The organism is Nonomuraea terrae (assembly GCF_044465245.1).
In the GTDB taxonomy this organism is placed as follows: Bacteria; Actinomycetota; Actinomycetes; order Streptosporangiales; family Streptosporangiaceae; genus Nonomuraea; species Nonomuraea terrae.
Window position 1 is genome coordinate 60,384 of the sequence record NZ_JBITLL010000009.1, and the last position, 14,408, is coordinate 74,791.

Genomic DNA, 14,408 nt, shown 5'->3' on the forward strand with positions numbered 1-14,408 from the left:
AGCCTTGGAGAGGTGACAGCCGCGGGGGCGGCGGGGGCGGGTGGCGGTGTGACCACTCGGTACGGCCGGACAGACCGTGGCCTGCCTGCGCAGTACAGCGCGGGAAATCCAGCGATTCGGACCGCATCTCGTCAAGGAACTGCCGTAGCGGCGCGAGGCCCTCATGTCGGCACGGTACAACCGTTTCGGCGCTCGCGCCGCCCAATCGCCGACCCGGCGTCCACGCGGGCGGGTCAGAGCCCCATCGCGGCCATCCGTTTGTTGTGCTCCTCCTGGAGCTTCGCGAAAAGTCGTGAAATATCGGCCTTGCCCTCTTCAAGCGACTCCGTCAGCAACGTCGCCAGCTCCGGCCGCGCCGAGGCCACCTGCTGCCCCTGGCTGAGCGCCTCCCCCACCAGCCGCCGAGCCCACAGCGCCAGCCGCCCGCTCGCCACCGGATCCGTCTCGATCGCCGCCCTGACCCGTTCGACCGCGAACTGCGAGCGCCCCTCGTCGACGAGCACCTCGTCGACCAGCCGGGCGATCGAGGGGTCGAGATGACGGGCCGCCTCCCGGTAGAAGTCGTGCGCGATGCCGTCGCCGACGTACGTCTTGACCAGCGCCTGCAGCCAGTCGGACGGCCGGGTCTGCGCGTGCCAGGCTTCCAGCGCCGCGATGAACGGCGCCATCGCCTCGTCGGGATCGGCCCCCAGCTCGGTCAGCCGGTCGCGCAGCAGGCGGAAATGGGCGTACTCGGTCACGGCGAGCTCACTCAGCGCCGCTCTGTCGGCCAGCGAGGGGGCGAGCGTGGCGGCATCCTCGGTCATGCGCGCGTACGCGCTGAGCTCCGCGTAGGCCAGCACACCGAGCAGGTCGACGACTCCAGGAGACTCTTTCATGGAAGGCAGCGTACTTCGGTGAATCTTCGGGAACATACGTAAGCTCGGTCAGCGTTGTGGTATCGAGTACACTGCTCTGTGAAAGTGCGACCGCACTGTGTTAATTCGGGACAACACCCCGATTACCCCCCGTTTCCCCGGGTGCGCGGTCGCTGATGACGCGAGAGGGCTGGCTCTACCGCGAGGACCCACGACAAGGGGCGTATTCCGCCCGTCGGTCCCGGCAGGCCCGCCTTCATTTGAGACTGAGGCAGGCCACGCTGACGACTTTCCGAGACCTCGGAGTCACACCAGAGATCGCCGACGCCCTCGAGACCGAGGGCATCGTCACGCCGTTTCCGATCCAGGAAATGGCCCTCCCGCTAGCCCTGAGCGGGCAAGACCTCATCGGTCAGGCCCGCACGGGCACGGGAAAGACCTACGCGTTCGGCATCGCGATGCTGCAGAGCATCGGCAAGCCGCGCAAAAACCGGAAGAAGCCCCGCGGTCTGGTCGTCGTGCCGACCCGTGAGCTGGCCGTGCAGGTGAGCGAAGACCTCGTCACCGCCGCCGGCAAGCTCGGGTCGCGCGTCCTGACCGTCTACGGCGGCCGGGCGTACGAGCCGCAGATCGAGGCGCTCAAGGCCGGTGTCGACGTCATCGTCGGCACCCCCGGCCGACTGCTCGACCTGGTCAAGCAGAAGCACCTCGACCTGAGCCAGATCACCTCGCTCGTGCTCGACGAGGCCGACCGCATGCTCGACCTGGGCTTCCTCCCCGACATCGAGCGCATCTTCAAGCTGATCCCGGCGGAACGGCAGACGATGCTGTTCTCCGCCACCATGCCGGGCGAGATCGTCTCGCTGTCCCGCAAATACCTCAACCGTCCGACGCACGTACGCGCCGAGATGGAGAGCGGCGATGGCGAGACCACCCCGCAGGTCCGCCAGATCGTGTGGCGCACCCACCGGATGGACAAGATCGAGATCGTCGCGCGGCTGCTGCAGGCCCAGGGCCGCGGGCTCACCATGGTCTTCTGCGAGACCAAGCGGGCCTGCGACATGGTCGCCGAGCAGCTCGACACCCGCGGCTTCGCGGTCGCGGCCGTCCACGGCGACCTCGGCCAGGGCCAGCGCGAGCAGGCGTTGCGGGCGTTCCGCAACGGCAAGATCGACGTGCTCGTGGCCACCGACGTGGCGGCCCGCGGCATCGACATCGACGACGTCACCCACGTGGTCAACTACGACTGCCCCACCGACGACAAGACCTACGTGCACCGCATCGGCCGCACCGGCCGGGCCGGGCGCACGGGCATCGCGGTCACGTTCGTCGAGTGGGAGGAGCTGACCCGCTGGAAGATGATCAACCAGATGCTCGGGATGGACTTCGCCGAGCCCGTGGAGACCTACTCCACCTCGCCGCACGTCTACACCGAGCTCGCCATCCCCGAGGGCACCAAGGGCGTCCTGCCCCACGCCGCCCGTTCGCGGGCGGGGTTGTCGGCCGAGCGGATCGAGGACCTCGGTGAGACGGGCAGGATCCGCACGCGTGGCGGGCGCCGCCGCGAGGAACGTGAGGAGCGCGAGGAGCGTCCCTCGCGTACGCCGCGCCAGCGCCGCCGTACACGCGGTGGCAGGGAGCTGGCCGAGACCGTCGAGACGCCGGAGGTGGAGTCCGTGAACACCAAGACGCAGGAGGCGCTCCTGAGCACGGACGAGGTCGAGCAGACGGCCGAGCCGAAGCGCACCCGTACGCGCAGGGGGGCTGCTTCGACGGCCATCGAGCAGGCTCTCGCCGAAGCCCCTGAGGCTCCGGTGACGGGCGGCCGCTCTCGCCGGGCCGCCGATGCGGAGCCTGCGGAGGAGGCGCCGGTGCGGAGCACCCGGTCCCGCCGGGTCGACACCGAGCCGGAGCCGGTCACCGAGCGTCCCGCGGCACCCGCCGCCGAGCGTCCCGCGGCACCCGCCGCCGAACGCCCTGCGGCACCCGCCGTCGAGCGCGCCGAGGTGCCCGTCGCCGAGCGCCCTGTGGCGCCTGCCGTCGAGCGTCCCGCCGCGCCCGTCGCCGAGCCGAGCTTCCTGACCACGCCGCCACCGCCGGCGCGCAAGGAGCCGGAGCGGATCATCCCGCCGAACCCGTTCACGGTGATCTTCCAGTCGCCCGACCTCGCGACGGACGACGACGACATCGCCCCGTCGGCGGCGACCGAGCGCAAGCAGCAGCGCCGTCAGCCTCGCGGCGGCGCTGGCGGTGGCGGTGGCAACCGCCGCCGCACCGGCTGACCGACAACGAAAGGCGCGCATCCCTGGTGGGTGCGCGCCTTTCGCATGCCCGCCCACCACCGGGTGCGACGCTCCCGCACACGCGAACACCCCCACCGCTACCTCGCCGCCCTGAACCCCGATACCGCCGCCGGATCCCGGCCGATCATCGACACGATGACGGACAGGCGCGGGCGGTGGACGGCCCGGACGTCCGTGCGGCCCCGGCCGGTGATGCCTGCCGGGGCCTGGATGGCTCCGCGCGGCTACGACCCGGCGGGTCGCCGCGAAACCGGGCAAGTCGGTGCTCACCGGCAGGGCGGGCGGGACTACCAGGCCACCGCCGCCTCCTGGCTGACCGATGGTCTGCCGGGGCCCGGGGAATCCTTGATCCGTGCGTCCAGGGTCGCTCCGCGATCTCCCGTCGATGTCGTGGACGCGCAGGGGCCGGTGAGCTCGGCGGGTTGTCCGCGACGCACGGGCCGTACGTGCTCCTCACGCGGCGCCACGGCCATCACCCCACCCGGGGCACCCTCCAGCTACGCCGGCACCTCAGGAGGCCGCTCAGCGCCGCTCACGAGGCTCTGGAGGCGTTCCTTCTGCTCCGGCGACGGCATGGCGCGGAACCACGTGGCGGGCCTGAGATCGAGGTCGCGCAAACCTCACAACTTCCCAGAAGTCGCACCGGTGTAATCACCATGGCGGTGTCGAGCCGCTGACCTCTGGGTATTGTTGCCCCACGTGAGTACGCCCCGATTCCTCGACCTGCCTCCCGGTGTTGCGCCGCAGAAGATCGAGACGCCACAGGGCACGTTCGCGGCTCTGGAGGCGCTCCCGGTCAGCGGCGTGGTGGAGCGCTGGCCCGCGCTCCTGGTCCCCGGGCTCACGGGCAGCAAAGAGGACTTCATCGCCGTCCTGATGACCCTGGCCCAGTCGGGGCGGCGGGTGGTGGCCGTCGACCTGCGGGGGCAGTACGAAACTCCGGGCCCCGACGACCCGGCCGCCTACACCTGCGCCGCGCTCGGCGCGGACGTCGACGTGCTGTCCCAGGTCATCGGCGGCGGTGACCCCGTCCACCTGGTGGGCCACTCCTTCGGCGGGCTGGTGGCCAGGGAGGCGGTCATCGACGGGCGCACGAAGTTCGCCTCGTTCACGCTGATGAGCTCGGGCCCTGCGGCCATCGAGGGCCGGCGGGCCCGCAACGGCAGGAAGATCCTCGAAGAGGTGCCCGCGCTCGGCCTGGAGCACGTGTGGCAGACCAGGTTCGAGCCCGAGGCGCTGGCCAACGACGTGAGCGACGAGATCAGGGAGTTCCTGCGCAGGCGGCTGCTCAACAACTCCCCGACCGGCCTGACCAGCATGGCCGAGCAGGTGCTGACCATGCGCGACCGCACCGACGAGCTGCGCCAGATCGAGCTGCCGACGCTGGTGCTGTTCGGCGAGCACGACGACGGCTGGCCGCCCGAGGCGCAGTCGGAGATGGCCGCCCGGCTGGGCGCGGAGAGCGTGGTCGTGCCCGGCGCGGTGCACTCCCCCGCCGTGGAGGCGCCGGAGACGACCGCGGCGGCCCTGGTCACCTTCTGGAACGCGGCCGAAAAGCACTACTTGGACGTTAGATCGAGCGCCATGTAATCATCTGTCCACTATGACCGATGAGCTCGTCGCCCAGCCTCCGCAGAGCGCGACCTGGCTGGTTCATCTCGACCGTTCGATGTGGGTCGGCGGCGTACGCGGGCTCATGCTCCAGGCCCTCCATCCGTGGGCCATGCTGGGCGTCTGGCAGAACTCCACCTTCCAGGAGGATCCGCTCGGAAGGCTGCGCCGTACGGCCGACTTCGTGGAGCGGGTGACGTTCGGCAGCCCGGAGGAGGCCGAGGAGATCGGCCGGCGGGTCCGCGGCATCCATCGGGCCATGCGCATCCGCGATCCCGAGACCGGCCGCGCGCATCGGGTCGACGATCCGGAGCTGCTGCTGTGGGTGCACTGCGCGGAGGTGTCGTCGTACCTGGAGGTGGCCAGGCGGGGCGGGGTGCGGCTCACCGAGCGCCAGGCCGACCGGTACCTCGCCGAGCAGCGCAGGAGCGCCGCGTACGTCGGCCTGCATCCCGACGACGTGCCCGGCACGTGCGCCGAGCTGGACGCCTACTTCAAGCAGATGCGGCCGCGGTTGCGCGTGACGCCGGAGGCGGCCTCGACCGTGCGGTTCCTCATGTGGCCGCGGCTGCCGCGCCACCTCAGGATGCTGGCGCCGGTCAAGCCCGTCTGGTTCCCGTTCGGCGCGCTCTGCTACTACACGCTCCCCGGCTGGGCCCGGCGCATGTACGGCGCGCTGCCCGAAGTGCCCGAAGCGGCGGTCACGGCCGCGCTGAAGGCGTTCCGGCTGGGCGTGAACGCGCTGCCCGAGCCCGTCCACGAACGCGCCTTCATGCCCGCCACCCGGCAGATGCTGCGGGCCTCCAGGGAACGCCTCGGCGCGGCCGGCTACGACCTCAGCAGAGGGCTCAGGGGCCTGACCGATCCCCGTCGCCGGCCGCGGGCCGCCGTCTGACGGGCAGCACGGCGGTCCCCGCCAGCACGGCCGCCGACACCGCGGCCATCGTCCACGCGCTCGTCTCCAGGCCGCCTCCGCCGGTCAGCACGCCGAGCAGGGAGGACGCGGTGGCGGCGCCGACGTACCTGGACGCCTGGAAGAAGCCCACGGCGGCGCCGGTGTCGCGGCGGTCGGCGTGCACGAAGACGAGCGAGTTGAGCGCGTACTGGCCGAAGGCCGCGGCCGCCCCCAGCACCGAGGCGGCGGCCAGCACCGGCGCAACGGAGGCGGACACGGCCAGCAGGCACGAGCCGAGCAGCAGCAGCGCGGCGCCGGTCACCAGCACGGTCCGCATGCCCGCGCGCCTGGCCAGGGCCACCGCGACCGGCGTCATGACGATGCCCAGCCCGGCCAGCGGCAGCACGAGCAGGCCAGCGACGTGCGCCGGCACGCCCGCCGTCTGCTGCGCCCACAACGGCACCGCGAAGAACGCGACGTAGAAGACCACGTTGGTGAGGGCGAACTGGGCGCACGTGGCGAGCAGGCGGGGCCGCAGCCGGGGCAGCGGCGGCCGGGCGGCCCCGTCGGCGCGTACGCGGGGCAACCAGCGCAGCGCGGCGACGAACGCGACCACCGCGAGCGGCACGTTGACCAGGAAGATCGCCCGCCACCCCCACAGCCCGATCAGCACCCCGCCGAGCACGGGACCGAGGGCGGCGCTCGCGGTGAGCACCATGGAGATCGTGGCGATCACGCGCGGCGGCGGCCGGCCGTCCTCGCCGGGCATCACGGCCTGCACGATCGCCATGCCGGCGGGCATCGTCGCGCAGCTCCCGAACGCCTGCAGCAGCCGCACGACCACCAGCATCGGGTACGTCGGCGCCAGCGCGGCCAGCACGCCGGTCACCGCCATCGTCACGAGCCCGCCGCAGAACACCAGCCGCGGCCCGAACCTGTCGGCCAGGGTGCCCATCACCGGCGGCGCCAGGATGCCGGTGAGGTAGAACCCGGCGGCGAGCCACGTCACGGCCGCGATCCCGACGTCGAACTCGGCCTCGACGTGCGCCAGCGCGACCGCGATCATGGAGGAGTTGAGCGGGTTGAACAGGGAGCCCAGCGCCACCGCGGCCGGTAATCGGTCTCTCACATGTGATCCATGACCCCTGATGTCGCCAGGAAACGGATCAGAGGCCGCCGAGAGTCCGCCACCGCCGTGCCGTCATCCGCCCCGGAGGACGTGGGCACGGCGGTGGGTCACTCGGCCAGGGCGTCCCACGGGCGGCGCTCGGGCCCGGCCGCCTGGCCCTCGGCGCAGTGGCGGCGGAAGTCGCACCACGAGCAGAGCGGACCGGGGCTGGGCGGGAACAGCTCGTCGATCTCGGCGGGCACCGGCGCGGGCCCGGCGGGCGGCCCTTCACGGGACGGGCGGCCGGGCGCGGGCGCCACGACCTCGCGGTAACGCTCGTCGGCCGCCGCTGCCTCGGTGGCGACCTCCTCGGCGCGGCGCAGGTGGCGTTCGAGGGACTCGCCGGTGTGCCGCCACTCGACGATCTCGCCGGTGGGCAGGTGGTGCAGCTCGACCGTACGGCAGGGAGCGCGCATCACCGCGGACGCCGCCACGGCGTAGACGGCCAGGGCGAGCGAGGAACGGGCGTCGTCCTGCGTCAGGGGGCGGCGGCCGGTCTTGTAGTCGACCACGACCAGCTCGTCGCCGCGCCGGTCGAGCCGGTCGATGCGGCCGGACACGGCGATGACCTTGGTACGGGTGGCGACGGTGCGCTCGACGCCCACCGGGTCATCCGCCGGATCCAAAGTCGCGACATATCCGGACACAAGGTCGCGGGCGCGGCTCAGCCACCGGCCGGACTGCTCGGCGTCCTTGAACCCCTCGGTGATCCACCCGTTGGTGAGCAGGATGGACGCCGTGAGCGGGGTGCGGCGTTCGTACGGCTCGCGCCACCAGCCCGCCAGCGCGTTGTGCACGCTCGCGCCGACGCTGTTGTGCGCCCACGCCGGGCCCTTGGCCGGCTGCGGCCGGTCGAGGTAGGTGAACCGGTAGCGGCGGCGGCAGTCGAGCCAGGCGTTCAACCGCGACGGCGTGCAGGAATAGAGCCGCCGCGGCATCCCCTCCAGGGGCAACTGGGTGGGATTCATCTGGCCTCGCAGAGTAAGGCGGTCGCCGGGTGCCGCCGCCTCGCGCTCCGGTGTCTCACCTAGTCGTCGCCGAGCTTGATGCCGGAGATCTTGGTGCCGTCGGTCAGCGGGCCCTCGGACTCGTCGTCGGCGGCGGCCGTGCGGGTCAGCGAACCGGACACCCAGTCGTCGAAGTGGGGCTCCAGGTCGGCGATCGTCACCTCTTCGCCGTGGGCCGGCAGCACCCGTGTCTCGCCAGGCAGCGTGAACAGCCGCCCGCCGATCGAGGTCAGCTGGTCGGCCAGGGCGGGGTATTCGCCGCCCAGCCTGCCGGGGCCGTCGGCCTGCAGGGCCTCGCCGCTGAAGACGACCTTGAGCGCCTCGCAGTAGAGCGACACGCCGCCGGGCGTGACGCCGGGCGTCTCCATGACGTCGAGCTGGACGTCGGCGACCTCGAAGATGCCGTCGTCCTCCATGTCGATGTCGGGCCAGGTCTCCCGCCAGGTCTCCCGCCACAGCGGCTTGTCCTTGGGGTGCAGGGCGATCACGGCCTCGTCTCTGCTGGCCACCTCGATGGCGGCCGAGACGTGGTCGGGCAGGCCCGCCGTGCAGATGACGGCCAGCACCTCCCGTTCGCCCACCTGCTCCAGGATCTTCTCGGCGTCTCGCGCCGCGTCGATGACGATCACCTCGTCGTCGTCGCCCACGATCCAGGTGTTGTTCTCGACCTTCTGATCGGTGCCGTCGATGTCGACGACGCCCTCGGTCACCACTCGCTCGATACGCGCTGTCACGCCTCCGAACTCTAGCTCCTCTACCTGAGAGCGCGAATCGCATACGCCGTGATCAAGCGTTCCGCTAGCACAATTCAGGCCCGGTCATGACAATTGCTTTCCGTGAGCGATCAACGCCAGCAAATCGGCCCGTATCGGCTCGTACGTACGCTTGGGCAAGGCGGCATGGGGATCGTCTACCTGGCTCATGACGCGGATTTCCGCCTGGTGGCGTTGAAAGTGTTGCGCCCCGAGCTGGCCGCGGACGCCGACTTCCGCAGACGTTTCACCAGGGAGGCCGAGGCCGCGCGCAGGGTGGCGCGCTTCTGCACGGCGCCGGTGCTTGCGGCGGGGATCGACGGGGAGATCGCCTATCTCGTCACGGAATACGTGGACGGACCGGATCTGGCGTCGGTGATCGGGGCGCAGGGCCCGATGAACGGCGCCAACCTGGAGGCGCTGGCGGTGGGCGTCGCCACGGCGCTGGCGGCCATCCATCAGGCGGGGGTGGTGCACGGCGACCTCAAACCGTCCAACATCCTGCTGAGCGCGGTGGGGCCGCGGGTCATCGACTTCGGCATCGCCCGCCTGTCCGGGTCCGCCGACACGACGCAGTCGGCCGTCGTCATGGGCACGCCGCCCTACATGGCCCCGGAGCAGGCCGACGGCCGACCCGCCACGGCGGCGAGCGACGTGTTCGCCTGGGGCGGTGTGATGGCCTACGCGGGAGCGGGCCGGCCGCCGTTCGGCACCGGGCCCGCGCCGCAGGTGCTCTACCGGGTGGTGCACCACGTGCCCCGGCTCGACGGCCTCGACGAACGGCTGCGCCCCCTGGTGGAGCAGGCGCTGGACAAGGACCCGGCCCGCCGGCCCACCGCCCAGCAACTCCTGGACCGGCTGCTCGGACGGGAGTCGGCCACGCCCGCGCTGGCCACGCGGATGGTGAGCGACTCCTGGACGCCGCTCCTGCCTGCCCCGCAGGCGCCGCCGGCCCGCCGGCTCCGCGTGGCGCCGGTGGTCGCGGTGGCGCTCGCCTTGCTGGTCACAGCCGCCACGTTGGTGGCCTGGCGGCCGTGGGACCGCCCCACGACGGCGCAGCCACAGACGAGCGCGATCACCACGGTGACCGCGACCGTCACCGCCGACCCGCCGCCTCCCCCGGCGACCGGCAACCCCTCAGCGACCGGCCCCACCACCGACTCGACCACCGACTCGACGACCGGGGAGCAGCCGGCACGGCCCGCCGGCGACGGCAAGGCGCTCGCCGAAAGCGACACCTTCGTCACCAACGTGTACGACGCGAGCGTGCCGGTGCACGTCAGGATCCTCTCCCTGGCGCGCAAGGGTGAGGAGGTGACGCTGCGGTGGACGCTCAGGAACGACTCTCCCTCGGGCGACGAGGTGACCCTGCTCGTGCTGATGAAAGGCACGTCGGAGTTCGACCTCCAGGGCATCGGCCTGCTCCCCGCGGGCTCCGGCGAGCCCATCCATCCGCAGCTGCGCAGCGGCGCCTGCGCGTGCTCCCGATGGGACTCCTTCACCAGCGTCCCCGCCGGGAAGACTCACACGTTCCATGCGATCTTCGGCGTGCCCCGGGACGTCAGGACGGCCGACGTCGACCTGATGCTGCTCGGGCGCTTCCCTGGCATCCCGATCAGCGGTCGGTGACCTGGTCTTCGAGCCTCGGGGAGAAGGCCCCGAACGGCACGTCCAGCTCGTGGTCGCGCACGTCCAGCAGCGACAGCTCGGCCAGCGCGATCACGCAGCCCGCGTCGGCCGGCCAGGCGATGGCCCACAGCCAGTTGCCGAGCGCCTCACCGGCGTAGACCGCGCGGTCGGGCTGCCCGTCGACGCACCACAGGGCGGTGGGATGGCCGAGCACGTCGATCTTCGCGTTCGGCGGGCCCGCGTCGAACCCCTCACCGGGGTCGGGGCCGCGGAGACCGGCGAAGGCCGCGCCCAGCCCGATGCCCGGCTCCTCGGCGACGAGGATCAGGTCGGCGGGCCCCTCCGTGAGAGAAGGACCGCTCAACGCGACCAGGCTGGCACGGGATCCGGTGCGTTTGTCGCCCACCTCGCCGAACCCGGTCACCAGCCAGCCGGCGGGCAGCGGCCACGGCAGCCAGACCGGCACGACCGAACTCTTGCGGATCGCCTCGAGCGCGGTGCTGCTCGGGGGCCACGGGGGCTGGTAGGGCAGGACGTCTCCGTGCGTGCCGCAACGAAACGCACTCGACCAGGCGCTCGGCCCGTGAAGCGGGCCAAAACACCGTGGGCAGGTTGGTGCCGCTCTCACAACTACCCACGGTGCGTGCTCCGGCGCGGCCCCGTCAAGGGTGCTCCGCGTTATCCCGCCGTAATCTTGGTCAGGTGCGGGTAAATTGTGTGGGCGCGATCGTCTTCGACGCGGCCGGTCGGCTGCTGCTGATCAAGCGCGGCCATCCGCCCGGAATGGGGCTGTGGTCCCTCCCCGGAGGCCGCCTGGAGCCGGGCGAGAGCGACGAGGCCGGCGTGCGCCGCGAGGTCCTCGAGGAGACCGGGCTGCGGGTGGAGGTGGGCCGCCTGGCCGGCACGGTCGACCGTCCGGGGCCGGGCGGGGTGACGTACGTGATCCGCGACTATCTCGCCACCGTCTCCGGCGGCACGCCCACGCCCGGGGACGACGCCGCCGACGTGCGCTGGTGCGCCAGGGACGACCTGGCTCGCCTCCCGCTGTCGGAAGGGCTGCTGGAGTCGCTGACCGGCTGGGGCGTGCTCCCGCCTGGTTAGGCGAGGTTCGCGGCGCCGCCCGCCCGGCCTCGGCCGACCGTACGCGTGACGATCGGTCGCGGCGCCGCCCGCCCCACACACCGGGTCTATCTGCTCGACGACAGGCTTGAGGTCCACAGGATCAGGTGGTCGGCGCTGTAGGTCGTGGACCGGCCGAGCGCCACGACCTCCGAGCCGTTCACCGCCACCGCCGACAGCCACTGCGAGCCCTGGCCCGCCAGGCGGTCCTGGGTGAGCGCCATGCGGTTCCACGACAGGCCGTCAGGAGACGTCCAGGCCGCGCTGTCGCCCTCGCCGGACACGCCGTGCCAGCCGACGGCGACCAGGCCCTCGCCGGCCGCCGCCAGGTCGTACACGGCCGCCGCCTGCTCGGCCGGCAGCCAGGCCGTCCGCCAGCTCTCGCCCTCGTCGTCGGAGACCGCGGCGAACGCGCGCCGCGACCCGCCTGTCACGGCGGTGCCGATCGCCACCAATTTTTCCTGATAAATCGTGATCTGTCGTAGGCCGGCCGACGTGGCGTCCGGCGGGGTCACCCGCGGGCGCGCGCTCCAGTTCAGGCCGTCCTCCGAGAACCACACCACGCTGGTCTCCCGGTCGGCGCCGCCCGAGCCGCCCACCACCACGTACCCGCCGGGAACGGCGACCGCGTCGTGGACGCGCACCCCCGCGCCGCGCTGCGGCAGCCGCTCGGAACGGGTGTACGTGCGCGTGTCCCGCGTGAACCACACCTCGGCCGAGGACACGCCCGCCTGGTTCCTGGACTCGCCCGCGACCACGTAGCCGTCCTCTCCCGCCGTGACCACGTCGGCCCGCAGGTACGGCAGGTCCGCCGCGCGCGCCAGGTCGCCCCTGACGTCCACCTTCCGCCATTTCTCGCCGTCCGCGGAGGTGACGAGGAGGGGGTCGATGAAGGAGACGTCCGCCGCGGTGCCGCCGACGGCGAGCCAGCCCCGGCGGCCGTGCGCCACGTCCTCCAGCGTCTGCCTGCCGGGGCCGCCCAGGCTCATGGACTTCCAGCTCTGCCAGTTCCTGATCGTCCACAGACCCGCGTCGCCCGAGGCCGAGCCGACGGCGACGTACCGGCCGCCGGAGCTCGCGAGGGCGTTCGTCTCGCGGGCGATCCTGGTCAGGCCCTCGACCTCGCCGAGCGGCACGCGCTCCGCCTTGCCGCGCTGGGGCGCGGCCAGCAGGACGAGCTGGTTGTCCACGTCGGAGGCTGCCTGGTCGCCGCCGGCCAGCAGGGTACCGCCGGCCGCGATCGTGAACCCGCGCAGCGTGGCGCCCGGCAGGTCGCCGAGGTCGGCCCGCTTGTCCCACGAGCTGCCGTCGGTGCTGGTCAGCACGGAGTAGCGGCCGAGGCCGGTCTGCGCGATCGCCGCGACGCCGGACTGGTGGGAGATCAGCGACTCCACGCCGACGCTCTCGCCGCCGAGCCCGCCGATGGAGCCGCACTGCGACCACTCCGCCCCGGTCGAGGAGCAGTAGACGCGTACGTCGCCCTCGGCCGTGCGCCGCCGGGTCGGCACCAGCACGAACCGCTTCGACAACACCGCCACCGTGCCCGCGCGCGGCTCCCCCTCGGGGAGCTGGAAGCCGGTCGCCTGCCAGGTACGCCCGCCGTCTGCCGAGCGCAGCACCCGCGATCCCTCGCCGACCGCGGGTACCCCGATGGCCACGACCGTGTCGCCCCTGGCCACCACTGCCTTGAGCTCCCGTACTTCCAGCTCCCTGGTCTCTGCGCGCTCCCAGGTCCGGCCGTCGCCCGAGCGCCACGCGGCCGGCAACGAGCCGCCGTCCTCGCCGGTCGCGCGCCCCACCGCGACGAAACCGGACGCTGTGCGCGCGATGTCGTGGATCTGGTCGCCTGCCCGGAACGCGGCCGACCCTGACGCCTCCACGGCCGTCCAGGTGCGGCCGTCGGGGCTGGTCCACAGGCCGCGCCCGCCGGACGTGCCGTCGCCACCGCTGGCCAGCCAGCGCCCGTCGCCGCCCACCACGCGCTGCACCGTGGGCGTCGAGGCGCCGTTCACCTGGCCGAGCCGCCAGGTCTCGCCCCCGTCGGGGGAGAACAGGAACAGCGGGCGCGGGGTGGGGCTGGTCGTGTCGCTGCCGACCGCCACCACCATGCGGCCCACCGAGGTCATGTCGTTGAGCTTCTGGTCGGCGCCGTCGCCCGCGGCCGGGACGGTGAACAGCTCGTCCCCCGACCGGCCGGTGCCCGCCGCCAGGCGCACGGCGGGGCTGTCCTCACCGGTCCACTGCCACACGAGCACGCCGGTGCCCGCCAGGACGGCCGCGGCCACGGTCAGCACCACGGGGACGGCCCTGCTGCCCCGGCGTACCGGGCTGGACCTGCGGACGGCGGCGGGGGCGGGGCCGCGCTCGTGCCGGCCGCCCTGCGGGCGCGGCGGGCCGGTGGCGACGAGCAGGTCCGGCCGGGTGGGCCGGCCCGCCGGAGGCCGCCCCACCCGCCGCACCTCGGGCTCGCCCTCGGGGGTCTCGTCCGGGCGCGGGCGTTCCTCGACGGGAAACACCAGCCGGTACGGCGGCGTCCGGCTCCCGGACGCGTCCCGCTCGGCCGGCCCCACCTCGGACGGTCCCACCTCGGACGGTCCCACCTCGGCCGCCTCCCGCTCGGACGCGGGCCGGCCGGATCCGGCGGTCGCCGGCGGGCGGTCGGGGTCGGTGTTCGCCGGCGGGCGGTCGGGGTCGGCGGAGAGGGGACCGCCGGCGACGAGTTTGTCGGGGCGGTTGACGATGCGGCGGGGGCGGCGGCGCGGCTCGACGTCCGGCTCGGCCGTCGGCGAGCTGTACGGCATGCGCCCCCGGGGCGGCTCCTGCGGCTCGTCGGGGACGGGAGCCGCGAACGGCGGCATGCCCCAGGGAGAGGCCAGGGGTAAGCCGCGCGCCCGGTCGTCCGTGGGACCGGGCGGTGAATGGCTGATCCTGGGCTCTTCAGGCTCTTCGGGCTCTTCGCAAGAAGATCGCCCCGAAGAGGAGTGCGGTCCGGACGCGCCCTCGGAACGCGCGTCGTCGTCACCCGGCGGTCGCCGTGGCGGGTCGCTGGGGCCGGAGGCCACGCGCC

General features: G+C 72.9%; 11 protein-coding genes. 5 read left to right on the forward strand and 6 right to left on the reverse strand.

The annotated features are described in order from the left end of the window. Positions 1-233 precede the first annotated feature (233 nt). Positions 234-878, reverse strand: a complete 645-nt coding sequence (locus tag ACIBP6_RS42550) for a ferritin-like fold-containing protein (protein ID WP_397060385.1) — start codon at positions 876-878, stop codon at positions 234-236. Between the two features lie 350 nt (positions 879-1,228). On the opposite strand from ACIBP6_RS42550, the gene ACIBP6_RS42555 reads away from it, so the two are divergent. The 3 genes from ACIBP6_RS42555 (at position 1,229) to ACIBP6_RS42565 (ending at position 5,666) form a co-directional block, all read left to right on the forward strand. Continuing rightward, positions 1,229-3,139 carry a DEAD/DEAH box helicase gene (locus ACIBP6_RS42555; RefSeq protein ID WP_397060387.1) on the forward strand — a complete coding sequence of 637 codons (1,911 nt, stop codon included), beginning with the start codon at positions 1,229-1,231 and terminating at the stop codon, positions 3,137-3,139. A gap of 720 nt (positions 3,140-3,859) precedes the next feature. Beyond that, entirely contained in the window at positions 3,860-4,750 is an 891-nt protein-coding gene (locus ACIBP6_RS42560) for an alpha/beta fold hydrolase (RefSeq protein ID WP_397060389.1), read from the forward strand. Between the two features lie 13 nt (positions 4,751-4,763). Next, positions 4,764-5,666, forward strand: coding sequence for an oxygenase MpaB family protein (locus ACIBP6_RS42565; RefSeq protein ID WP_397060391.1), 903 nt, complete (start codon positions 4,764-4,766; stop codon positions 5,664-5,666). On the opposite strand, the gene ACIBP6_RS42570 is transcribed toward ACIBP6_RS42565, so the two are convergent. The 3 genes from ACIBP6_RS42570 to ACIBP6_RS42580 form a co-directional block, all read right to left on the reverse strand. Beyond that, entirely contained in the window at positions 5,620-6,795 is a 1,176-nt protein-coding gene (locus tag ACIBP6_RS42570; protein WP_397060393.1) for an MFS transporter, read from the reverse strand. The genes ACIBP6_RS42565 and ACIBP6_RS42570 overlap by 47 nt on opposite strands. 107 nt (positions 6,796-6,902) lie before the next feature. Further along, the gene (locus ACIBP6_RS42575) at positions 6,903-7,802 is read right to left on the reverse strand and encodes a RecB family exonuclease (RefSeq protein WP_397060395.1); all 900 of its coding nucleotides are present in this window, start codon (positions 7,800-7,802) and stop codon (positions 6,903-6,905) included. Between the two features lie 59 nt (positions 7,803-7,861). Further along, positions 7,862-8,575, reverse strand: coding sequence for an MBL fold metallo-hydrolase (locus ACIBP6_RS42580; RefSeq protein ID WP_165970131.1), 714 nt, complete (start codon positions 8,573-8,575; stop codon positions 7,862-7,864). 102 nt (positions 8,576-8,677) lie between these two features. Between ACIBP6_RS42580 and ACIBP6_RS42585 the strand changes: the two genes are divergently transcribed. Next, positions 8,678-10,222 carry a serine/threonine-protein kinase gene (locus ACIBP6_RS42585; RefSeq protein ID WP_397060397.1) on the forward strand — a complete coding sequence of 515 codons (1,545 nt, stop codon included), beginning with the start codon at positions 8,678-8,680 and terminating at the stop codon, positions 10,220-10,222. Here ACIBP6_RS42585 and ACIBP6_RS42590 read toward each other — a convergent pair. Next, positions 10,209-10,850, reverse strand: a complete 642-nt coding sequence (locus tag ACIBP6_RS42590; RefSeq protein WP_165970130.1) for a DUF6758 family protein — start codon at positions 10,848-10,850, stop codon at positions 10,209-10,211. The two genes, ACIBP6_RS42585 and ACIBP6_RS42590, sit on opposite strands and share 14 nt — an antisense overlap. Before the next feature lie 74 nt (positions 10,851-10,924). On the opposite strand from ACIBP6_RS42590, the gene ACIBP6_RS42595 reads away from it, so the two are divergent. Further along, complete coding sequence (locus tag ACIBP6_RS42595; protein ID WP_397060399.1) at positions 10,925-11,323, forward strand: NUDIX hydrolase; 399 nt, start codon at positions 10,925-10,927, stop codon at positions 11,321-11,323. Positions 11,324-11,409: 86 nt separating this feature from the next. Here ACIBP6_RS42595 and ACIBP6_RS42600 read toward each other — a convergent pair whose 3' ends face one another. Further along, entirely contained in the window at positions 11,410-14,199 is a 2,790-nt protein-coding gene (locus ACIBP6_RS42600) for a hypothetical protein (RefSeq protein WP_397060401.1), read from the reverse strand. Between the last annotated feature and the right edge of the window lie 209 nt (positions 14,200-14,408).

Excerpts from the sequence above, each read along its gene's own strand:
- ACIBP6_RS42550 (WP_397060385.1), bottom strand. The coding sequence starts at position 878 with ATGAAAGAGTCTCCTGGAGTCGTCGACCTGCTCGGTGTGCTGGCCTAC.
- ACIBP6_RS42555 (WP_397060387.1), top strand. The coding sequence starts at position 1,229 with ATGGCCCTCCCGCTAGCCCTGAGCGGGCAAGACCTCATCGGTCAGGCC.
- ACIBP6_RS42565 (WP_397060391.1), top strand. The coding sequence starts at position 4,764 with ATGACCGATGAGCTCGTCGCCCAGCCTCCGCAGAGCGCGACCTGGCTG.
- ACIBP6_RS42575 (WP_397060395.1), bottom strand. The coding sequence starts at position 7,802 with ATGAATCCCACCCAGTTGCCCCTGGAGGGGATGCCGCGGCGGCTCTAT.
- ACIBP6_RS42600 (WP_397060401.1), bottom strand. The coding sequence starts at position 14,199 with ATGCCGCCGTTCGCGGCTCCCGTCCCCGACGAGCCGCAGGAGCCGCCC.